The organism is Staphylococcus sp. HMSC062H10 (assembly GCF_001836945.1).
GTDB lineage: Bacteria > Bacillota > Bacilli > Staphylococcales > Staphylococcaceae > Staphylococcus > Staphylococcus aureus.
The window spans coordinates 33,979-55,820 of record NZ_KV830952.1; the positions used below are offsets into that span (position 1 = coordinate 33,979).

Genomic DNA, 21,842 nt, shown 5'->3' on the forward strand with positions numbered 1-21,842 from the left:
AATCGCTATCTGAATCTGAGTCACTGTCTGAGTCGGAATCGCTATCTGAATCCGAGTCACTGTCGGAATCTGAATCGCTATCTGAGTCTGAGTCACTGTCTGAATCTGAATCGCTATCTGAGTCTGAGTCACTATCTGAATCTGAATCGCTGTTTGAGTCTGAGTCACTATCTGAATCTGAATCGCTTGCTGAATCTGAATCACTCGCTGAATCTGAATCACTCGTTGAATCTGAATCACTCGCTGAATCTGAATCACTATCTGATGTAGAATCACTACCCGAATCTGAACCGCTATCTGAATTAGAATCGCTGCCAGAATCTGAACCACTATCTGAACCTGGGTCAGAATCTGAATCCTCTGGAATTGGTTCAATTTCACCAGGCTCATCAGGTTGTTCAGGAACAACAGGTTTATCGATACCGTCACCAGAACCTGATCCGTTATTAAATGCTACTTCGTTGTCCCATGACATAGATCTCCAAATTATATTCGAATTATATCCATATAAAGTTGAACGTAAAGCTAAATCACCTTTACTATTAGGATCAATATGCCCATTAACAACTACAATATATGGTGTTGTTATTTGATCATCAGGCGTATTAAACTCTACTTTATATTGATTTGGATTTGGGAATGTAATATTTACACTATTAGTGACATCCTCAAAGTTTTCTGGATTCACAAAGTAACTTTCAGATAAATCAGCTGCATTATCTACTTTATATACTTTAATACTTGTATTTTGCTGATCTATTAATGCATTACTTTCCGTATTTGGTTTTAAATTACCTGTTAAAACCGGTGCAATAACGTTATCTCCACTTGGATTGACATAAATTGTCTGACGATACGTATTATTTGTTTTATCGATTTGGTCAATTGTACCTTTAATAGATAAGTTATAAAACTTACCATATTTTTCATAATCTACTAATACTGTTTTGTTTGCTGTTGTATTTCCTATGCCAGTAGCCAATGTCACATTACCAGTATGTGTAACATATTCAGGGTCAATATAAGCCGGCACAGTTAATGTTGCTTTAACATCATCTTTAGTATTTACATAGTCTGTAAATGTATAAATAACATTACCATCACTATCGATTACACCATTTGCCAATACTTGATCTCCGGCCATAATTGGTGGCACTTTAGCAGTTGAGGTTACACCATTTAAGTTTAATTCTTTAGGTACAGTTATTTTAAATGTGTCACCTTGAACCGCAGAATTGGGTACTGAGAACCCATAATTCAGTTTGACATAGCCTGCTTGGTGCGGATAAACTGTATCTCCAGAGTCAATACCAACTGTCACATTCGTCAACTGATTCGTAATATCTGTGCCAGCAGCCGGTGCATCTGCAGCTACAGCCGCTAAACTAAATGCTCTCATTCTAGGCGCACTTGTATTAACCGCTTGATTAACTACATCTTTATTACTTGCATCTGTACTCTGTGGAGCTGATTCATTGTTTGAAGGTTTTGCTTCAGTTGAAGTATCTTGCGTTGTTGAAACATTTTCCGCATTTGTAGAATTTTGAGGTGAATTTACAGATGATACTGTATTAGTATCATTAGAAGTCGTTTCATTACTTGTTTGATTCACTGATTTTTCCGCATTTGTATTGCTTGATTGAGTTGTTGCCGGTGTATTAGCTTGATTCGTTGCCGTAGTAGTAACTTCACCAGTTACCGGTGTTTCTTCTGTAGTTGCATTTGTTGATGCTGATTGTGTCGTTTCCTGTTGTGCTGGATTTTGCGCTACATTCGTTTCGTCACTATTAGTGTTTGTCGTTGTATTAGAATCACTCACGTTTGTGTTGTCTGTTTTAGGTGCAGCATTAACGCTACTCGAATCATTACTTTTGCTCTCATTACTCGTATTTTCCGTTTGCGTAACACTATTTTCACTTGCATCTGCTTCTTTACTGCTGAGTAGTCCAAAACCGATTAACGTACCTACAAGCACTGAAGCCACGCCAATCGATTTTTTACGAATTGCGTGTTTTTCTTGTTTCTTCATATTCATTTTATTCCCTCTTTTTAAAAAGTCATTTTATATTAACTGTATACCCTTTTAATATATATTTAATCTCTATTAATGCAATTATACACCAAAATTGCATAATGGCAATTAATTTGTTTTAGAATTTTATTAACTACAATAAATATTTACAACAAAAAGTTTTTCATTTTCTCTGTTTTAAAAATTGCAAACGACAACACACGATTTCATTGCAAGCAATTTGTATTATTAATATGAACTCTACCTAATGTAATCCTAGCTTGAAATCATATTTTTTTAAAAACAGATGTGTAATTTATGGTACCTGTTTTTCCCGCTAAACTGTTCACTTTTAATTCTTTAATTAAAAACGCTTCGTCTGGTATACCATCATATGGTGGATAAATGTCGTACATACTTGCGCGTTGATATCCTAGATTGGCATAATACGTCGGCCATCCTAATACACTGATAAAATCATACCCTTTTAATATTGCTTCTCGTTCTAATGCTTGAATCAATCGCTTCCCAATACCTTTATTTTGATGATGAATATCAACAGATACAGGTGCTAACACTAAACCAATTTCCCGTTGTGCCTCGTTATCAAGATAAACTTCACTTAGTAAACCGTGCCCTACAACTTCATTTTGAAGAACAGCTACTAATTCTAAGTTATTGTCATACGTATCACTTAGACGAATTTGGTCTACTAGCTCTGATTCATTACCATAACCATGCTCACTATTTTCAAATGCCGTTCTAATTAACTGGTCAACTTGAGCAAAGTCATGTTGATGTATTTGTCTAATTTGCATCTTTGCCCCTCCTTTTAGTTCTATCTTATAGAAAAATGCATTACAACATAAAGTAATATTTTATAGTAATGACGCCATTATTTCATTAAAATTGAATGATATTTTTCGTAATAAACAACTACCCTCTTAAATCAATTTTTAGATAAACTGCAAATCATAAATTTCTTTATTATTATAAGTATTAAAACGGTCGATTTGACCTTTTAATATAACTTCCTGTTGTTTGCGACTTACATTATGATAATAAGTCATACGTACATTCAAATCAGCTTCATAACCATTGTTCTCAATCGTTCTTTCTAATTCTTCGTACACATTTTTATTAATTGGTAACATGTACCCTTCTTTACTAGGTAAAATATTCACGTACTTTTTCTGAATGACTTTATCATTACCCAATAAAACCTCTATTGCAATTTTTTTAGCAGCACCGCCACCTAGATTATATAGTTTAATATAATCTTTATGATGATGCTCTTCTGTTGCCGAATTCATTATATTAAGTTGTTCTCCCTCCCTTTCTAATAAAATTTGGTTAAAACCTAAAGCTGGCAGAAAGCTAATTTTCATTTGATAAAGCTGAACTGAAACTGATACAAAATAAAATAAAGCCATAATAAATGTTCCAATAGATCCTATAGCTGAAATAATATTAATCATTAAGATATCACTCTTCCCTTAAGAAATTTATATGATTAATTTCAAAATGAAAAATCATTTTACTTAATCGTTTATATCCAAAAAGAATCATTTTAAACGTTATATTCGACTGCTCATATAAAAAGTTTTGCTTTATAGTCTTAAGTAAATTTTTAACCATCAAGTACGTTTATTATTATGGCAATCTATTTGCATTGACTAAAGAATACAATAACGCTTTTAAGAGCTCTCATCTTTGAGCATTATTTCCAATTTAATAACACATCTTCTTCAATACATATTCATCTCATACAAATAAGTTGAATTTTTTTATTTTTATAAACGTAATTTCTTAACAAATCAAAATTTTACATTTAAATCTTTCGATATATTACAAGTTTTTTTAAAAAAGTAATATATTTCTATCAATAAAAGTAATATAATATTAGTAATTATAGTTCCATTAATTTATTGCAACAATACATAGAATCATTATTACAAGAATTATTTAATATCATCTTAGAATCTCACAAAATATCAACTTTGTTTAATTACTCAAAACGATAAGTCGTTTAGAGTTTTTAAAATAAATTTTTGCGAAATAAAGGAGACATGTTAAATGAAAAAAGTAATGGGGATATTATTAGCAAGTACACTTATCTTAGGTGCTTGTGGACATCATCAAGATAGTGCAAAAAAAGAGAGCACTAGTCACAAAAAGAAAGAAAATGACAATGAAGAATTAAATGAAGAACTTAAAGAATTTAAAAGCAAAAAAAATATGGATATAAAAATTAAAGGCGATACTATTGTTAGTGACAAATTTGAAGCTAAAATAAAAGAACCGTTTATCATCAATGAAAAAGATGAGAAAAAGAAATATATCGCTTTTAAAATGGAAATTACTGCTAAAAAAGACGATAAAGATTTAAATCCATCTTCTATTTCTCATGACTATATTAATATCACTCAAGATGATAAAAATACAGTAAATAAATTAAGAGATGGTTATCTTTTAAGTGATAAAAAATATAAAGATTGGACAGAACATAACCAAGATCAAATTAAAAAAGGCAAAACTGCACAAGCCATGTTTATCTATGAGATAAGAGGTGATGGAAACATTAATTTAAATGTCCATAAATACTCAGAAGATAAAACAGTTGATTCTAAATCATTTAAATTTAGTAAACTTAAAACCGAAGATTTTTCTCATAGAGCGGAAACAAGAGAAGAAGTAGAAAAGAAAGAAAAAGAATTTGAAGAAGAGTACAAAAAAGAACAAGAACGAGAGAAAGAAAAAGAAAAGCAAAAAGATGACGACCACAGTGGTTTAGATGAAGTATAAATTTATGAATGCTCGCATTCAGCGATATAATCTTTGTTGTTATTATTGTCATTATAGATTAGCTTACTTACACTCATAATGACATACTAATTTAATTGTTAAATATAATAAAAAAGAGTAGCTCGCCTACTCTTTTTTGTTGTTTTGAAATGGTCATTTTTGAAATGACTCGATCATAATTTCACGAATACAATGCAACATTTTTCGTGAACTCATTTTTCAAACAATACTTATCGATCAAAAATAAACCTATACACATAGTTAGCTATGCCCTTTTAAAAGTTCTATATTATATTAGTTAAAAATTTGTAAACAGTTGGTGTAACAGTAATTTCAATTAAAGCGCATAAAAATGCCACAGGTAAAAATATTAGCAGGTAACACTTTACTATTGATTTTAATAAAACAAAAAATTTTGGCAATGTCTCTTTTCTTTTTCTAAATAAATTCATTGAATTTTTTCTAATATACGCATTTAATAAGAATAACATTGATAGTTCAATGCTTGTTAAGTATATTTCTAAAATACCATGAGGCAAAATACCAATAAAAATAGCTATCCCTTCGTTAAATTTATATGAAAATGTAACCCCAATAATAACCGACAATGAATAAATTGTAGAAATTGTAGGAATAAAATACAAATATGGTATTGGTATTATCGATAATATAAGTGACACCAAAGGAACTATAAAAGCATTATTAACAAATATCTCCAAAAACCCATTAAAATTATAAGTCACTTTATGATTTAAATCTTTACTAGGAAAATCACTAAAGTCCTGTATATTCATACCAATTATGTAAAATACTATTATTAGAATCAAACAAATAAAACAATTGAATTGCATAAATTTGTTACTGCGTTTCAAAAATGAAGATAAACTCAAGTCATTCATTGATTACGCCCCCATCTATAATTACTATTTCACTAAATAGATACGTTCACTCGCAAACGATATCATCCTTAAAAATCGATTAAAAAACAGCTATATTAAAACCTTTAATTTACCATCTGAAACTATCACAACTTTTCCTCATTACATTTAAACAATATATCAAATTTAAGTCAATTAAAAGAAAAATATAATATTTATAAAAATCTTGATTCTAATTCTAAACTATATATTTAATTCTCTTATTTATGATACTTCTTTAGCTTAATTAATTTTGCAAATAAAATTTACATTCTAAAACTATAAGCTCAACTTTTTTGACACTTATTTGACACACATTCTTTCAACCCTTAACCCAAAATCTTATATCTACACAACTATTAATTTTTCATTCATGAAAATTTGAACCTAAGCAGATACTATCATATCAACGAACACAGCTAATTTAACCTTCCTCACAAGAAAAGATAAAAAACATATAAAAAAAGCCCACATCCACAAAGGTTGTAGGCTACAAATATGGAGACGGCGGGAGTTCATTAAAGCGTTTATCTATTCATGTATAACTCGCTATAAGCATTGTCATATCAACGTTTAAATTGGCTACTCTATTGTGTGTAAAATGTTAAAATTGATAAAACTATATAAATTTGTGCACCCAACATCACCTCATAATTAACGTATTCAAATACGTATTCACTGCCTGCAACGTGTGGGATGATACATATTTTTCTATAACTCTTCCTTTATAACCTTTTGTATTTTTTATGAATTTTCTAAAATTTATTATTCAACTTATATTTATAATGTTATTATAAATATAATGAAAAGGAAGTGCCTAATATGAAAAAAAGATTATTATTTGTAATTGTTATTACTTTATTTATTTTTTCTTCTAATCATACAGTCTTATCTAACGGCGATGTAGGTCCAGGAAACCTAAGAAATTTTTATACTAAATATGAATATGTGAATTTAAAGAATGTTAAAGACAAAAATTCACCAGAATCACACCGCTTAGAATACTCGTATAAAAATGATACATTGTATGCTGAATTTGACAATGAATATATAACTAGTGATCTAAAGGGAAAAAATGTCGATATTTTTGGTATAAGCTATAAATATGGTTCTAACTCTCGTACTATATATGGTGGTGTTACTAAAGCAGAAAACAATAAATTAGGTTCGCCAAGAATAATACCTATAAATTTAATTATCAATGGCAAGCATCAAACAGTTACAACTAAAAGTGTTTCTACAGATAAAAAAATGGTTACCGCACAAGAAATAGATGTCAAACTAAGAAAATACTTGCAAGATGAATTTAATATTTATGGACACAATGATACTGGTAAAGGTAAAGAATACGGCACTTCTTCAAAATTTTATAGCGGTTTTGATAAGGGGAGTGTAGTATTCCATATGAATGATGGTTCTAATTTCTCGTATGATTTATTTTACACAGGATACGGTCTTCCAGAAAGCTTCTTAAAAATTTACAAAGATAATAAAACTGTTGATTCAACACAATTTCATCTAGATGTCGAAATTTCAAAAAGATGATTCCAATTATTATAGTTTAGATTCACTGTATAAATAACCGCACTTTCTATTAATATAGAAGTGCGGTTTAATCTATATATATGCATCCTAAAAAGGCAAGCACCGAAGTACTTACCTTTCAAATATATCTAATACTTTCACTTTTTATATCAAAATCGGATTAACATTATCCATTCTTTGTTGTAAGGTGGACTTCTATCTTCACACTTTTAGAATCAACCGTTTTATTGTCGTTGTACATCATTAAATATTTAGATTGGTCAAACTTATCGCCTGGTGCAGGCATCATATCATACCAAAAAGTATTGCCGTTATTTTCAATAAATTTTATATATCCTGTTTCATATGGTGAACTGTTAAACTCATACAAATTTTTTTTATTAATTAAAAAATTCCTAGCTTTTATGTCTAGTTCTTGAGCTGTTACACTTTTCTTATCAGTTTGTACTTCAAAAGAAATTGTGTTTCTTTTATTTTCATAAACTCTTACAAGTACATTTTGTAAGTTCCCATTATCAAAGTGGTTTCCTTCATGTTTTGTTATTCCTCCATACATACAAGTTTTACCACCTGTAACTTTACCTACATTATCTTTGGATGAAAAATAGCAGTTTACATAGTAATTTGATCCATACACATCAACTACTTCATCTTTGTACTTCTTTGCTAAATCTTCATTTAATAACTCTGTTTTCACTTTGTCATAATTTTTCAGTTTTTTATCACTAATGTTATAAATTAAATCATGTGCCAAAAATTTATCTACAGACTTAACTTTAGTTGCTGATACATAATGATCATCATATAAATATTTCATATTACCCATCGTACCAGTAAACTCACTTGATTTGTGCAAATCATCTGGCATAGGGTCTGGTTGACTCTCTGCTAAAACGTTGGGTGTAGAAATAACTAGTATCAGTGCGAATATCAAAATTACACGTGAAATAAATAATCTCTTATACATTTTTTATCTCCTTTATCCAACATTCCCAAAAAGTATCTAGATACACTTTAAATATATGTTATATTCTTAAATATTCAATTAAAAAATTATTAAAAGAAAATTAATTATATTTAATGATTTCTCTTTATTTATAGGAATTAAGTTATGCTTTGAAAATTAATTAACTATATTTCATTTGAACTTATATACAAAACTCTTTCTCTAGGAAAAACAGAGGATTTCTAAGCATCTTGAATTAATAACATTGTTTATATATTCACACTTTTATAATTAATGCATTCATTTTTGCAAATTCTAAAATTGGTTTCTACTGTTAATTTTATATTCATATATTTAATCTTATAGTCAAAATTATTTTTTTGCTGTTATAAGGAACTAGCTATATATTATACAACTACTATAACAACTCAATGTTAAATGCCATATGCGTTAATTGCCTATTTTGCTATAAAACTTAGTAAGTCATATAGTCGATTCCTATCGTATAGAGATATAATAATAGGCAAGTACCGAAGTACTTGCCTAAATATCAACAAGATTAACATGTGAATAATAATGGAAATAAAAAGTCAGCCCGAAGGCTAACTTACGAATAGATGAAAATTTGAACACATTGCTGTGTCTAAAATGATTATAGCATAAATGACGAATACTTCTAGCTCAAAATTATTATATTTTAATGATAAAATTTTATGGATTTGTTAATAATTATTTAATTGATTTACATAAATAATAATTGTAAAATTACTTTGTAATTGATTGCAAATAAGTTATAGGAGGAAATAAAATGAATAAAAAACTATTAACAAAAACATTGATAGCAAGTGCTTTAGTTTTAACAACAGTAGGTTCAGGTTTTCATTCTTCTTCAAATTATAATGGTATTAATAACGTTGCAAAAGCTGAGCAAACGACAGATAACGCATTGTGGAAAAATGTAAGAGACGCTTTAAAAGACGCGAATATTATCGATAAAACAGATAATGAAAATGTCAAGGTTACGTATAAAATAGAAAATGGTGGAGAAAATACCATAGAAGGAACAGCTAATTTAGAAAATATTAGTACTTCAAACAATCCTAAAATAAACCCTCAAAATGTTACAAAAATTAATATAACTAGAAAAAATTCGAACTATCCTAATATTGATGCTAATAATACATGGAAAAAATTAACAGAAAAATTGAAAGAAAAAAATATAGTGAACAACGGCGACAATGTTTCAATCTTAAGTACAGACCCTAAAGATGAGACTGTATTCGGTAAAGTAGGAGAAGATAAATCAAACGTAAGCAATAGATACATCAATCCTAAAGATATAAATGAAATTCAAATCACTAAAAAATAACTTTTTTCGAGAGGCAGATTACTCCTGCCTCTTTTCTTTTGAACAGTGATAATCTTCTGGATCTATGTAACACTCAATTACTTCAGATTCTTTACCTTTAACTTCCTTTAATTACTTTCTCTCTATCTCCTCAAAAAGTTGTGCTTTTTCATTTGTGATTGGAGTTGTGCGTTTTTTCATCGCGTTGTTTCAATTCCTTTTTAAGGTATTCTAATTCTCTCCTAGTCATATCAATTGTTTTTTTACTTCTCACCTTTAGTGAAATACTCTTATCCTTTCTCTTCTTGCGGTAATGTTGCTAATTAGTATAAAATACATGCGCCCATATATTCCAATGGTAGGACATTTAATTCTGGATTTTCAGCTATTTTCATAAATCTATTATCTGATAATTTGCTTAATCCAATTTTCAAGCCATAGCCTAAATTCCCCATCCACTAAGTCATTTTGTTTCATATGGTTTTAATCTACGGCCAATCTCAAAGATAGATTGACCAGCGATGTTTAAAGTCATATTTCACGGATCCACATTTACGATAAACATATCTAGTTACACAATATTATCCCTTACTGCAACACAGGACGTTTCTCAGCGTAAAAAACGCCACTAGAAAGTGACTTTAAAGAATATAACTAATTCAAACTTATATTAATTAATATTCTTTAAATGACCACTCACACTTTGTTTTTTGCTATTTGTAACTTTAAAATGTTGTTTAAATCTATATTTTTTTGATATAGCTCCCTATGTAACAAACACTTTTTAATTAATATATATTTAAACAATAATTTAGAGATGGTTAATTGATTCATTTAAATAATATTTATACATTCTATATGTAAACGTTTACACATTTGAATGAAGGAGAATTAAAAATGAATAAAAAATTACTAATGAATTTTTTTATCGTAAGCCCTTTGTTGCTTGCGACAATCGCTACAGATTTTACCCCTGTTCCCTTATCATCTAATCAAATAATCAAAACTGCAAAAGCATCTACAAACGATAATATAAAGGATTTGCTAGACTGGTATAGTAGTGGGTCTGACACTTTTACAAATAGTGAAGTTTTAGATAATTCCTTAGGATCTATGCGTATAAAAAACACAGATGGCAGCATCAGCCTTATAATTTTTCCGAGTCCTTATTATAGCCCTGCTTTTACAAAAGGGGGAAAAGTTGACTTAAACACAAAAAGAACTAAAAAAAGCCAACATACTAGCGAAGGAACTTATATCCATTTCCAAATAAGTGGCGTTACAAATACTGAAAAATTACCTACTCCAATAGAACTACCTTTAAAAGTTAAGGTTCATGGTAAAGATAGCCCCTTAAAGTATTGGCCAAAGTTCGATAAAAAACAATTAGCTATATCAACTTTAGACTTTGAAATTCGTCATCAGCTAACTCAAATACATGGATTATATCGTTCAAGCGATAAAACGGGTGGTTATTGGAAAATAACAATGAATGACGGATCCACATATCAAAGTGATTTATCTAAAAAGTTTGAATACAATACTGAAAAACCACCTATAAATATTGATGAAATAAAAACTATAGAAGCAGAAATTAATTAATTTACCACTTTTTCTGTAATAATTATTAATAAAGGGAGTCCGTTAATTATAATAAGCGTTCTCCCTTTTATCTTTATAACGCTTTAATATAAAGCTAGGGTGAATTAGTAAACTAATCCTCACTAACTCAATATGATAATCGTTTTTACTGTAATCAATCCTCTAACGGTATATCATCCACAATCACAGTATGATTAGGATTAGCGTTAGATACCTCTTGTACCGTCTTATCTAAATCTTCATCATCGCCATCCCATTCACCAATATTAATGAATATAGGCACATTCCCGTTAATATCATGCTTATCTATAAATAACTTATGGTATTTCCCCAACATATCACGAGCTTTTAAACGATCACTTGGCTTAATTGGCACCTCTACCAGTTCAACATGTTCGTTATAGACTAACTGTACTTTGCCACTTTGTGGATTCTCTTTATATTCTCCACGTTTGACCACAACTTCTTTCGTTTCTGTTTCATCACCGACTGCCGCATTCGTAAGCACATGTAGTAACTCTTTTGCGGTTAATACATTCTCATCTATAACCTTATCTTTTTGTTCTTGTATATATTGCTTGATGTGTGGCTTCTTTAATAACCTACATCCTGTCACATGTGCACTATTTGCGCTATAGCCTGCTTTTATGGCACTTTGTGTTACATTAAGTGTTCTTATATACTCATTCACAAAACGCGCTTGTTTTGCCGTTAACTCACTCATTCTATCACCTCCACAATTTTATCTAATAAGGTTTCATACCATAATCTTACAGATTGTTCTGAACACTCTAAGACATTGCTAATATCTTTAAAACTACGTCCTTGTATTAAAGAATCGAAAATATAAAACTCTTTATCATTAGCTACTTGGTCAACAATCATTTCTAAGTGATTCTTTACAATATGATCATCAATGTTATCGTCTGCCATCCATTCATTAGAATTTTCATCACCTATTGAAAAGAATTCATCGGTATTTATTTCATCATCTATCAACACATCACTTCTAGTTCGCTTATGATAATCACAAACGAAGTCTTTTATTTGCTTTTTATCCATTGTTACACCACTTTTACATATGAAGATTGGTGATATGCATTTACTCGTGCAATCTTACTGTTTTCAATTGCTGTATTTCTTTGTTTTTGACGTTCTGAACGTTGTTTAATACTTGCTTGATACAAATCAACCTGTAAGCGTTCAATGACGTTGTAGGGCTTATATCGTCCATTTGAACGCATATATTTTACAACTTGCTTCTGCTCTCTTTCTGTATAATGATTTAGTACCGTTTTCAACAACACCATATTACTTATAGATCGATTTTTATAGTTTTGTAATCTTGCCTTTGTTTCAATAATTTTGATAACTAGTTTTTCAATTGGATATGAGACAGACACGACCCCCATTATTTCATCACATGTTGTTGTCGATGCACTCATATGGTACATACTTTCAATTTGGAATTCACACATCTTAATTTTCTTATTAATAAATGCTGGGTTAAATTGCGTTAATAGTTGATAATCAGATAATTTATTGTCACCATTATGATAATATAAACAATTCTTCGTTTTAAGCAGTTTCATTTATTCACCCCTATAAACAGAGCCTACCCGAATTGGATAGGCAATCATTGCTATTTAATAATCCTGTTTTGCTTAGCTAAATTTTGTAGCGTTGTACCATATTGCTTTTGCTTAGACTGTTCTGATTGTTGTAACTCACTTGAAATCTCCTGCATATTGTTTTTAATATCCAAATCAACTGCATTTATTAATAGATTTGTATCTTCTTCATTTAAACCAAATGCATTTGCGACCTTTTTAGTATTATTTAACTCGTATTTTGTTTCCATTTAATTACCCTTTCTTTTTAACGTTTTAAAAACAACTTGTTATTGTGTTCGTATGGCAAATCATTACCATTAATATATGATGTAAATATATTTTCTCTAAAGTAGCCATTCAATGCTTCCCTAGCCTCTTTATCATCATATAATTGTTCTTGACTATAAATACTCGCATATTGCTGATGCTCATCTTCATATCTATCATTAATATCTTCTATTTCATCAATGATCTCATTATATGCATCGACTACCTTTTTTAATTTACCTAAAGCTGGTTGCTTTTCTGATTCATATAATGATGACAACTCGCTTTGATGTTTTAATAATTCAATTGTCTTTTGATATTTAACTTCTTTCGACACACTTTTCTTTGTCTCTAAGCGTTTATTAAGTGCTTTTAGTTTCTTTTCATCAGCATCTGTTGCTTGATATAGGTTATCTGCTTTATCATCTTGTCCATCCATGATTAACTGTTTGTATGTGGACTTATCTAACTTTATTTTACTCTCCAATGCATTACGCTCTTGTTCCAATTCTTGTATAGCCTTTTGTTGATCTATTACAAATTGGTTGTATTCTTTAAAGTACGATTCAGTTTTCATTTTTATCCCCTTTACACTTTAATTCGTTTCAAAGCTTCATAGCGTTTCATACTGCCATCAGCTAATTTCTTAATATTTCTCATCGCTTGTTGCTTTTCTTGTTCTGTCGTAATGATGTAATAACCACGTTCACTAGGTTTATAACTGCATCCGATAGGATAGCCATAATCATATACTAATGAATTGATTACTCTTCGTAACCATCGTTCATTGCTTGAATTATATTCATATCCCAATTGATTTAAGATTTTAGTTTTAGTAATATATTTATTGGACGTATTTTTTATCACATTGAAAACTTGCAGGTGTTCGGTGGGTAAATGATACGTCTCTTTTTCTGCGATACTTTGCATTTCTACACCTCTTTCTTTTAATTATTTCATACCTAAATTATACCATTTTTACAGGTCTAAAACAAACTTACGTTCGCTTTATAGCGCGTTTTATCAATTGTTTAGCTTATCATATATAACACTTATAAAAACATGTTATAAACTTAACGTTAGGCTTTTCACATTAACCTAATATAGAACTTAAGTTCGGTAAAATAACACGAACAAAAAGCGAACAAACTTAACTTTTAGGCCTATGCCAAAAACACAAACTTTAGCTTGTATTAGCGTTAACAAAGTTCGCACACCTTGCACAAATCTTGCCATTTTTTCAATTCTCAAAGACTGTATACCTTTTGATTTTAAAAGCCAACACCTTCCGAAAACCTTACCATTTTAAACTGCTATACCTCGTATAAAATCGTAGTATTTTATTAGGAGCCACACACTACATGCGACCCCTCATAACATTATTTACTCAAGCTATAGTAAGACGCTTTTAGATCATTCAATTTACGTTCTAACGCCTTGTAATCCTCTTGTGTCGCATTCTCATCTTGTACAAACTCAGTTACTAATCTCAACCCCTCAACTAACTCTGGTGCTGGTTCATTGATTCCCGTAGCTATCTGATACAACATTTCAATATTCGATATCACATCAGTATTACTTGACTGAATGCCCTCAAGTGTATCTGTATCAAATCCATTTTCTAGGTACTCAAACACATCACTATTATTTGATTCTGCATATGTTTGTAATCCATACATAAAATACTCATCTTCAAATAATTGACTGGCCATCATATCACTAATAGAAAGCTGTTTACCGTCATGTAATTCATAACCTACATAATGACCTTCTATACTTCTTATAAGCCCCTCAGTGTGCTTAGGTGACGCTAATTCAAATGATTGCCTTACTTTACAATCTTTAATATATACATGACCGAATAACTTCCCGTTCATCATCACATAAACCATATCAAACGGATCATTGTATAACTTAAAGCAATACGGTTGTACTTTACTATGTTCTAATAATCCAGTGTAGTACCTTAGTAACGTGCCTGCTCGTGTTTCAAATTGATTTACGATAGTTTCTATGTTCATTGTGTTACCTCCTTTTGAGCCATTTTGCTGAATTGTTCAAACTCACCTGTCTCAGGATTAAATTTTTTAATGCTAAATGTACCCGCTTTATCGATGCATCCCACATCATCACTATCATAGAAATTAATATTATGCGCTTTATTTAAAGCCATACATACAACTGGTGAATACCACACTTCGCCATCTTCTATATATTCGACAAATAAATTTTCGGGTGCTGGCATAATTTGAATTGGTGCATCATGATGAAGTTGATTATAAATTTTCTCTTTGTCATTCATATTAGACACACTCCGTTTCTTTCTTACTAATAGTAAACGTGACAGGTAGCCAATGATCTGTTTTAATGTTTTTCGACCTTACAATAGGCAAATCCAAACCTTTACCATCAACCATATAAACAATTGGCTCACAAATATCCATCTCAATACGTCTGTCTTTTTTAAGTTCAGCGATAACATCAAACGCTTCTTGATTCCACCCAATCCAAAACACAACATTGGGATGTTGACCACTTGTATATGCGCCGTCACCTTTATAATCAAAGTTATTTTCTTCAAATACACGTTCTATTTCTACAAATGATGTACCAGCATGCGCCTTTATATATTCTAAAATTTCTGACTTTAATTGATTTTTATTCATTTTCTTCCTCCTAATTTTTGATAGGTGTCCCATTTCGCTATTTTCAATATGTTTCAGGACATTGTCAGGACAATGCTCAAACACCACTCTCCCAATGGATTAAAGTTATCTGTCCCATTGTCCCACTGTTTTATGCCTACACTTATATATTTTTTAATGTGTATATATTACTTTAAAAGTTTAGGGTAAAAGTTGCGGGACACAGGGACAAACATAACATAATGCTTACTGCCACAAGAGATTGAAGGTGTCCTACCATTGTCCCATAATCGTCCCGTTGTCCCGTTATTTTTGTTCTTTGCTTTTTAAACCTTGATAATAGGATATTAAATTAATACCAAAACCATATTGTCTACCAATACCTTCACCAAATCTATGACGCGACTTACTTTGCCCACAATAACTTGTATTTCTTAACGCTTTATCAATTTTTCTTAAATGGTGTTGTTGTGGTTGGTCATCTCGTTTCATCATCACTTTCCAAATTTCCATGCTACATACCTTGTCACGCCATACATAAGCACCTGGTTTTGCATTCGGTAATTCAATCAATTTACCATCACCATATAATTTAATATAGTCTTGGTCTATAACATCATGCGCAGACACTCTTTTTTCTTCTAACGTTCTATACCAATAGTCTGACGGAATAGGACGTTCAAGAAATTCTTCTATTTCTCCAACTAAAGCATCTTTTTCAGAATGAGCTTCTTGGACTTTTAAAGCCATTTCACTCGCTTCTTTATCTAGCAACAATGCTTTATCCGTCGGATTCTCATCAAAATATACTTTAGCTTCGGCAAACATTTGTTGCACAACAACTGGTGTTAGATCGTCAAATGGGCTTTTAGTTGCTTTATTTTTATCTGTCGTAATAGGGAAAAAACGACGATTGCCTGTTTGGTCTTTTAAAAACTCATAGTTATTGGTTGTCCCTACAAACACACACTGTCTAGGATGACGCTCTGTGCGTTTACCATACGAAGCTCTATAAATATCTACAATGGCACTTATAAAACCCTTAATATCTTCAATAGTAGACTTTTGAAATGCCGACAGTTCTTCAATTTCACATATCCAAGAACCCTGCAATTTCTTATAGACCTCATCACCTTTAAACGTTTTAATACTTTGGTTATACCAATGACCTCCCAATTTACTCACTGCCGTAGATTTCCCAACACCTTGACCACCATATAAAATAATCATGGAATCATATTTAATACCTGGCTGATAGATTCTAGCAACTGCACCCATCATCCATTTCTTTGTAACTTCTCGATTGTAGTGATTATCTTCAGCACCTAAATAATCAATGAAGAGCGTTTCAATTCTTTTGATTCCATCCCATGATTTAGATTCAATCATCGATTTAATAGGGTGGAATCTATTTTGATATGCTTCCTTTTCAATTACAGTATCAATAAGATCGCGGCTAAACTGCACATTATACAATTTATCAATATGTGAAATCACATGTGTGGTATCTATATCAGCCCAATAATAATTCGCATCCCCTTTTGACCTCCAATACGGTAGACGTTTCAGCTTGGTTACTTTTTCAAAAGCGTCATATTGTACTAGCCCTTTTAAACTCTCATCATTACACAATATGATTTCAGCATTTGTAGTCGTTTTTTTCAATGCTTGTGTAGTGGCAGAACGCCTTAATTGACTTTTCCAATCATTAACATTTAAAACACCGGTTCTACTATCAATCATTTCAAACACTTCATCATTTGTTACATTTTCCAAACAAAAACCTCCATTTCTAACTGCTTTTACTATCTTTTTTCAAAATACTTTTAAAAGTATTGTTTACTTCACTTTGATTAATAGGTGGTTTGCATACACTTGCCCACGCACTCACTAACCCATAAACTAAGTTTGGATCTACATACCTACGCAAAAGATAACCTGTAATTGAAGCCAATGTTGAATTGCGCTCTCCCTCACTTACACCAAAAGCTATATCTCGCCAATACGCACTATCACGTCGTGTGTACCCTTTGATATTAGGACTACCATTTGATTGTTCAAACTCCTTTGACCACTGTTCGAGCATATCAACATCTATAATTGGACAGTCATTCACTCGCTTAATAAATATGTGTCCTTTTTGAATAACTGGTAATGCAAAACATCTACTTGGCTGATATGAACCTTCATCCACTTTATGACCAATTTTATTTGCTAATACTTTTGTATATTTACGATAATCATCTGCACTTATTCGCTCATTTAGAGGGATATAAAGGCGTATTCTAGCTTGTTCAGTTGTATGGCTAAACGATGTGTGCCAAAACCATGCAACATTGCTTAAAGCTGAGCTGATTGCTTCATGTAATTGCTTTAAATCATTTATTTCATCGTAATCAAGTACAATCACATCTCTGTATACGACATTAACGTCATTGCGATGCTTTTTGATAATTTCACCATGATCATTTGCACCATTTTTAATATCACCGTAAACAGCAACACCACGTGCATACTTATAATTTGCTTCTATAGGCACAGACAGTTTATTAATTAACATACTCCATTTAGGTTTTGAAAAGCTCTTAAATGAACGTGAGTCTAAACTTTCATAATGTACCACTGAAACATGTGTGTCACATTCTAATTTAATTTCATTCATTTTTTGCACCTCTAGTGATTCACAGAGTAAAAAATGTTATAATAAAAATGTGTAATTTTTAAATTACTCTGTTATTTTTATTAAATGCTATGCGTTACTTTCGCTTTGGTCGGCTTGAAGTGACGCTTTTTCTATTTCATGAAACTTTTGTATAAGTTCACCGAACTCTTTTAAGTACACTTGTAATAACTCAACTGTATGTTCATTTTGTATACGATGTTCTAAATAGCTAGCAGAAAAATTAATATGTTCCTGTTTTGTTTCTAATTCATTTTTGACAAATTTATCTTCAACAAACCAACCATGTTTGATAGCTACATCATTGATTTTTTCTTTTACCACTTCAATATCACACATTAAATCTTTAATTTCCCAATTCATTTATAATTCCTCCACTTCAATATTTCCCGCAATGTAATCTAATGCCCACTCTAACATTCCAATCACGTGTCCTTTGCGATCTGTTGTATGTTTGTGTTCACCTTTTTCATCTATGACACTATAACGGTAAACGTGTTGTGTTTCTTTCATGACATCACTTAATGTCATTGTTACTTCATCAAGAATAGAAAATCCCTCATTTTCAAAATCTAATTCAGCAAGAATGTTAAACAACTCTTTATGAACGAGTTTCAAAACATGTTCGTAAAACGCTGTATCGTTATAGCGATAATCTGTAATAAAATGAAATCTATCTTTCGCTGATAAGAATATGTCCTTATCTTTTTCATATAATACTTTTTCTAATACTTGAACTACTTTTGATAATTGATATTTTTGTTTAGTTTTCACCCTATTCAACCTCCAATAATTTAATTCCATATGCAGACGCTAAAATATATAAAGCGAAAGCAATAAATACGTTTGCAACTAATGCTACTGCTAATGTTATAAACGAAATCGTACCAATGTACGTTAGATAGTTTTTCATTGCTGTACCTCCTTATGAATTCACTTTGATTGATGAACTGAATAATTCATCGATTGGCATATCATACATTTCCGAAAGAATTTGACACTCATTTAAATTAAAAATTGCTCTGCCACATTCCTTTAACTGGTAGCGTTGTGGACTTATACCAAGTTTGCTAGCCACTTTCTTTTGAGTATCTCCATGCTCTTTTCTAGTGATGTATAACATTGGATATGCTAATTTTGTCATCTTTTTCATCCTTAGAACTTTTTAGAACTTTATTTTAAAAATTATATAAGTCCTTTTTTTGAACTTTTTAGAACTTACAAATTGATGTTATCACGAAATTAATATTATAGCAACAAAAACATTGAACTTTTTAGAACTTTATTTTAAAATTAGCATTAATAACTTTACTTTATAAGGAGATAATTTTATGTATGATAAAAAAGCAATCGGTCAAAGAATTAAAAATATCCGATTAAAACACGGTCAAACTCAGGAAGAATTTGGCAAAGTTTTTTCTGCAAGTAAAGGAAATGTTGCTACATGGGAAAAAGGCTTATCTTTACCCAATAAAGAAAGATTAAGTATGATAAGTAAATACGGCGACATTAATGTAACGCAACTGTTATACAATTCAAATGACGATAACTCAGAATTAGAAGAAAAAATTTTTAATGATATGCTAAAAAAATATCCTAAAGAAAGCCATATAGGTAAAGCTTTACGTTTTCCAGATTATCAAAAAAGAAAAGAATTAATGCAAGCGGGTATAAATCGAACTTTATCAGTTCCTTTATTAAAAAATAAATTTCATACTCCCGAATTAATACTTGAAAGTTCAACATATTTATTCATTACAGATGAATTTCTCAATTATTATATAAACAATTATAAATCAAATAGTAATATATTAAAATTTTTAGAACGTGGTTTAGAAGATTTACAAAGTACAGTCTATGATTATGACTTACTTGACTTCCACTATGAATTACAAAATATTTTCAATGATATAACTTTAATTTTTTCCAGCAGAGATAAAAGTGTAAATAAAAATTTGTTGAATTATCTTGAAACATTACTAGATAAAACAATAAATGAAATTAAAGAATTACAAATAAAATATCCCGATAATAAAAAAAGCGAAGAAATAATAGCAATCGCTATACCTAATAAACAACCTAAATTCAAATCAGAATATTCTTTTGATATTGATATTGGTAAAACTAAAGATGAAAAAATAGATAAAATCAATGATGAATTATCAACTATTATTAAAAATCTTATAAAAAATGAACCATCTTTAAAGAGTTATTTAAAAGAAAATTCTTCAGAAAATATAGGTGATTACGATAGAACATAACTTAAACCTATCCCACAACATATATAAAGACGCTAAACGTGGTAGTTACTATTTTCGTATTACATACTATGACAAGACGAATACACGTAAGTACATAACACGCAAAGGCTTTGCACAACGTAAGGATGCAGTAAAGCAATGTAATAAGATGATGGATGAATTAGAGGGTATTGGCGAAGAACTCAAAAAACTCCCCTTTGATAAGCTCGTAGACGAATATATAGACTGGTATTCAGCACGTCGTAAGTCGTCTAGCGTAAAAGCATTAAAGACACATACAAATAACCATTTGCTACCTTATTTTAAGTCTATGGACGTGTTTAATATAACTACACAAGATGTTATGAAGTTTCAGAATAAGAAATTAAAAGAGGGACATTCTGGAGACTACTTAAAGAAGATGCATGTATATTTAGTATCATTACTGAATCATGCAATGAAGTTTCATGAGTTAAAACAAAATGTTGCATCTCTTGTAGGGAATTTTGAAATAGAATCACAGAAACGATTGAATTATTGGACGTTAGAACAATTCAATCAATTCTATGAGGCGCTTGCTACACAACAACAAAAATTATTTTTCAAACTATTGTTCTACTCTGGAGCAAGAAAGGGCGAAATTAGAGCTCTCACATGGCGCGATATTAACTTTGATGATGACTTTATCCATATAAACAAAACAGACTATCACGGTGAAGTGACAGCCCCTAAAACGAAATCAGCCATACGTGATATATATTTACCTACTCACATGATGTATGACATCAAAGATTATTTAATTTGGTATAAAGAGAATAACATATACAAGGACGACTATGTATTGTTTGGCACATTCTATAAAGCTTACAGCGAGTCTACTATTGATCGTTGGTTTACTAACGCATTAAAAGTGTTGGATGAGCAATTACCAAACGGACAAAATTTCCCTAGAATCGTTATACACGAGTTAAGACATAGCCATGCATCTATGCTAGTTAATCTAGGGGCTAGTGTAATGATTATAGCTCAGCGTTTAGGTCACAGCGATACGACTGAAGTATATAACCGATACGGTCATTTATATCCTAGTACACAGAAAGAAATAGTTAAATACTTATAAGGCACTGCCAACTAAAATTGGTTGTGTCTTTTTGTATCTTGTGCACTATCTGTGCACTTTTTGTGCACTCAAAAATAAAAAGCCCACATCCACAAAGGTTGTA

General features: G+C 30.7%; 28 protein-coding genes. 6 read left to right on the forward strand and 22 right to left on the reverse strand.

The window, feature by feature from the left end:
* From clfA to HMPREF2658_RS00860, 4 genes are all read right to left on the reverse strand, one after another.
* A partial coding sequence (clfA, locus tag HMPREF2658_RS00845) for an MSCRAMM family adhesin clumping factor ClfA (protein WP_070854175.1) occupies positions 1-2,035 on the reverse strand: 2,035 nt, incomplete at its 3' end.
* Between the two features lie 263 nt (positions 2,036-2,298).
* Positions 2,299-2,829, reverse strand: a complete 531-nt coding sequence (locus HMPREF2658_RS00850) for a GNAT family N-acetyltransferase (protein WP_001167163.1) — start codon at positions 2,827-2,829, stop codon at positions 2,299-2,301.
* A gap of 138 nt (positions 2,830-2,967) precedes the next feature.
* Positions 2,968-3,489: a hypothetical protein gene (locus tag HMPREF2658_RS00855; protein WP_000608189.1), complete on the reverse strand. Its 522-nt coding sequence runs from the start codon at positions 3,487-3,489 to the stop codon at positions 2,968-2,970.
* 7 nt (positions 3,490-3,496) lie between these two features.
* Complete coding sequence (locus HMPREF2658_RS00860; RefSeq protein ID WP_072468882.1) at positions 3,497-3,652, reverse strand: hypothetical protein; 156 nt, start codon at positions 3,650-3,652, stop codon at positions 3,497-3,499.
* Positions 3,653-4,087: 435 nt separating this feature from the next.
* Here HMPREF2658_RS00860 and HMPREF2658_RS00865 point away from each other — a divergent pair, with 435 nt between their 5' ends.
* The gene (locus tag HMPREF2658_RS00865) at positions 4,088-4,816 is read left to right on the forward strand and encodes a DUF5067 domain-containing protein (RefSeq protein ID WP_001806213.1); all 729 of its coding nucleotides are present in this window, start codon (positions 4,088-4,090) and stop codon (positions 4,814-4,816) included.
* 284 nt (positions 4,817-5,100) lie between these two features.
* On the opposite strand, the gene HMPREF2658_RS00870 is transcribed toward HMPREF2658_RS00865, so the two are convergent.
* Positions 5,101-5,715, reverse strand: a complete 615-nt coding sequence (locus HMPREF2658_RS00870; protein WP_000999093.1) for a stage II sporulation protein M — start codon at positions 5,713-5,715, stop codon at positions 5,101-5,103.
* A gap of 840 nt (positions 5,716-6,555) precedes the next feature.
* Here HMPREF2658_RS00870 and sel point away from each other — a divergent pair.
* A complete protein-coding gene (gene sel, locus HMPREF2658_RS00875) occupies positions 6,556-7,278 on the forward strand; it encodes a staphylococcal enterotoxin type L (RefSeq protein ID WP_000746595.1) in 723 nt (240 codons plus the stop codon).
* 166 nt (positions 7,279-7,444) lie between these two features.
* On the opposite strand, the gene sec3 is transcribed toward sel, so the two are convergent.
* Entirely contained in the window at positions 7,445-8,245 is an 801-nt protein-coding gene (gene sec3 / locus HMPREF2658_RS00880; protein WP_000278088.1) for a staphylococcal enterotoxin type C3, read from the reverse strand.
* A gap of 787 nt (positions 8,246-9,032) precedes the next feature.
* Here sec3 and HMPREF2658_RS00885 point away from each other — a divergent pair.
* Positions 9,033-9,593, forward strand: a complete 561-nt coding sequence (locus tag HMPREF2658_RS00885; protein ID WP_001035616.1) for a DUF4888 domain-containing protein — start codon at positions 9,033-9,035, stop codon at positions 9,591-9,593.
* 302 nt (positions 9,594-9,895) lie between these two features.
* Here HMPREF2658_RS00885 and HMPREF2658_RS14800 read toward each other — a convergent pair whose 3' ends face one another.
* A complete protein-coding gene (locus tag HMPREF2658_RS14800) occupies positions 9,896-10,027 on the reverse strand; it encodes a hypothetical protein (RefSeq protein ID WP_256098783.1) in 132 nt (43 codons plus the stop codon).
* Between the two features lie 442 nt (positions 10,028-10,469).
* On the opposite strand from HMPREF2658_RS14800, the gene tst reads away from it, so the two are divergent.
* Positions 10,470-11,174 (forward strand): toxic shock syndrome toxin TSST-1, encoded by a 705-nt coding sequence (gene tst / locus HMPREF2658_RS00890; RefSeq protein WP_054194594.1) that lies wholly within the window; start codon positions 10,470-10,472, stop codon positions 11,172-11,174.
* 154 nt (positions 11,175-11,328) lie between these two features.
* Here the strand turns inward: tst and HMPREF2658_RS00895 are convergent, their stop codons facing one another.
* The 15 genes from HMPREF2658_RS00895 to HMPREF2658_RS00960 form a co-directional block, all read right to left on the reverse strand.
* Positions 11,329-11,898: a terminase small subunit gene (locus HMPREF2658_RS00895; RefSeq protein WP_070854176.1), complete on the reverse strand. Its 570-nt coding sequence runs from the start codon at positions 11,896-11,898 to the stop codon at positions 11,329-11,331.
* Positions 11,895-12,236, reverse strand: a complete 342-nt coding sequence (locus tag HMPREF2658_RS00900; RefSeq protein ID WP_000358778.1) for a hypothetical protein — start codon at positions 12,234-12,236, stop codon at positions 11,895-11,897. The genes HMPREF2658_RS00895 and HMPREF2658_RS00900 overlap by 4 nt, the downstream gene beginning before the upstream one ends.
* Positions 12,237-12,238: 2 nt before the next feature.
* Positions 12,239-12,766: a spore coat protein gene (locus HMPREF2658_RS00905; RefSeq protein ID WP_031875775.1), complete on the reverse strand. Its 528-nt coding sequence runs from the start codon at positions 12,764-12,766 to the stop codon at positions 12,239-12,241.
* Between the two features lie 50 nt (positions 12,767-12,816).
* Positions 12,817-13,035, reverse strand: coding sequence for a capsid morphogenesis B protein (locus tag HMPREF2658_RS00910; protein WP_000448775.1), 219 nt, complete (start codon positions 13,033-13,035; stop codon positions 12,817-12,819).
* 17 nt (positions 13,036-13,052) lie between these two features.
* Positions 13,053-13,631: a hypothetical protein gene (locus tag HMPREF2658_RS00915; protein ID WP_000846282.1), complete on the reverse strand. Its 579-nt coding sequence runs from the start codon at positions 13,629-13,631 to the stop codon at positions 13,053-13,055.
* 11 nt (positions 13,632-13,642) lie between these two features.
* Positions 13,643-13,984, reverse strand: a complete 342-nt coding sequence (locus tag HMPREF2658_RS00920; protein ID WP_001190612.1) for a hypothetical protein — start codon at positions 13,982-13,984, stop codon at positions 13,643-13,645.
* A 449-nt stretch (positions 13,985-14,433) separates the two neighbouring features.
* Positions 14,434-15,075, reverse strand: coding sequence for a pathogenicity island protein (locus tag HMPREF2658_RS00925; protein WP_054194595.1), 642 nt, complete (start codon positions 15,073-15,075; stop codon positions 14,434-14,436).
* Positions 15,072-15,356: a hypothetical protein gene (locus HMPREF2658_RS00930; RefSeq protein WP_000998182.1), complete on the reverse strand. Its 285-nt coding sequence runs from the start codon at positions 15,354-15,356 to the stop codon at positions 15,072-15,074. The genes HMPREF2658_RS00925 and HMPREF2658_RS00930 overlap by 4 nt, the downstream gene beginning before the upstream one ends.
* 1 nt (position 15,357) lies before the next feature.
* Positions 15,358-15,720, reverse strand: a complete 363-nt coding sequence (locus HMPREF2658_RS00935) for a hypothetical protein (protein ID WP_001039168.1) — start codon at positions 15,718-15,720, stop codon at positions 15,358-15,360.
* Positions 15,721-16,005: 285 nt separating this feature from the next.
* Positions 16,006-17,475, reverse strand: coding sequence for a virulence-associated E family protein (locus HMPREF2658_RS00940; protein WP_001806665.1), 1,470 nt, complete (start codon positions 17,473-17,475; stop codon positions 16,006-16,008).
* A 16-nt stretch (positions 17,476-17,491) separates the two neighbouring features.
* Entirely contained in the window at positions 17,492-18,361 is an 870-nt protein-coding gene (locus HMPREF2658_RS00945; protein WP_001002687.1) for a primase alpha helix C-terminal domain-containing protein, read from the reverse strand.
* An 87-nt stretch (positions 18,362-18,448) separates the two neighbouring features.
* A complete protein-coding gene (gene tscT, locus HMPREF2658_RS00950; protein WP_001103953.1) occupies positions 18,449-18,742 on the reverse strand; it encodes a type II toxin-antitoxin system toxin TscT in 294 nt (97 codons plus the stop codon).
* Positions 18,743-19,153 (reverse strand): hypothetical protein, encoded by a 411-nt coding sequence (locus HMPREF2658_RS00955; protein WP_000850930.1) that lies wholly within the window; start codon positions 19,151-19,153, stop codon positions 18,743-18,745. It lies immediately after the preceding gene.
* 1 nt (position 19,154) lies between these two features.
* Complete coding sequence (locus HMPREF2658_RS14695) at positions 19,155-19,292, reverse strand: hypothetical protein (RefSeq protein WP_000800860.1); 138 nt, start codon at positions 19,290-19,292, stop codon at positions 19,155-19,157.
* Positions 19,293-19,304: 12 nt separating this feature from the next.
* The gene (locus HMPREF2658_RS00960) at positions 19,305-19,523 is read right to left on the reverse strand and encodes a helix-turn-helix transcriptional regulator (protein ID WP_000163542.1); all 219 of its coding nucleotides are present in this window, start codon (positions 19,521-19,523) and stop codon (positions 19,305-19,307) included.
* Between the two features lie 187 nt (positions 19,524-19,710).
* Here HMPREF2658_RS00960 and HMPREF2658_RS00965 point away from each other — a divergent pair, with 187 nt between their 5' ends.
* Together HMPREF2658_RS00965 and HMPREF2658_RS00970 are read left to right on the forward strand one after the other, a co-directional pair.
* On the forward strand, positions 19,711-20,640 hold the full coding sequence (locus tag HMPREF2658_RS00965) for a helix-turn-helix domain-containing protein (protein ID WP_000272128.1): 930 nt from the start codon (positions 19,711-19,713) through the stop codon (positions 20,638-20,640).
* Positions 20,630-21,739, forward strand: a complete 1,110-nt coding sequence (locus HMPREF2658_RS00970; protein WP_025174292.1) for a site-specific integrase — start codon at positions 20,630-20,632, stop codon at positions 21,737-21,739. The genes HMPREF2658_RS00965 and HMPREF2658_RS00970 overlap by 11 nt, the downstream gene beginning before the upstream one ends.
* Positions 21,740-21,842: the final 103 nt, after the last annotated feature.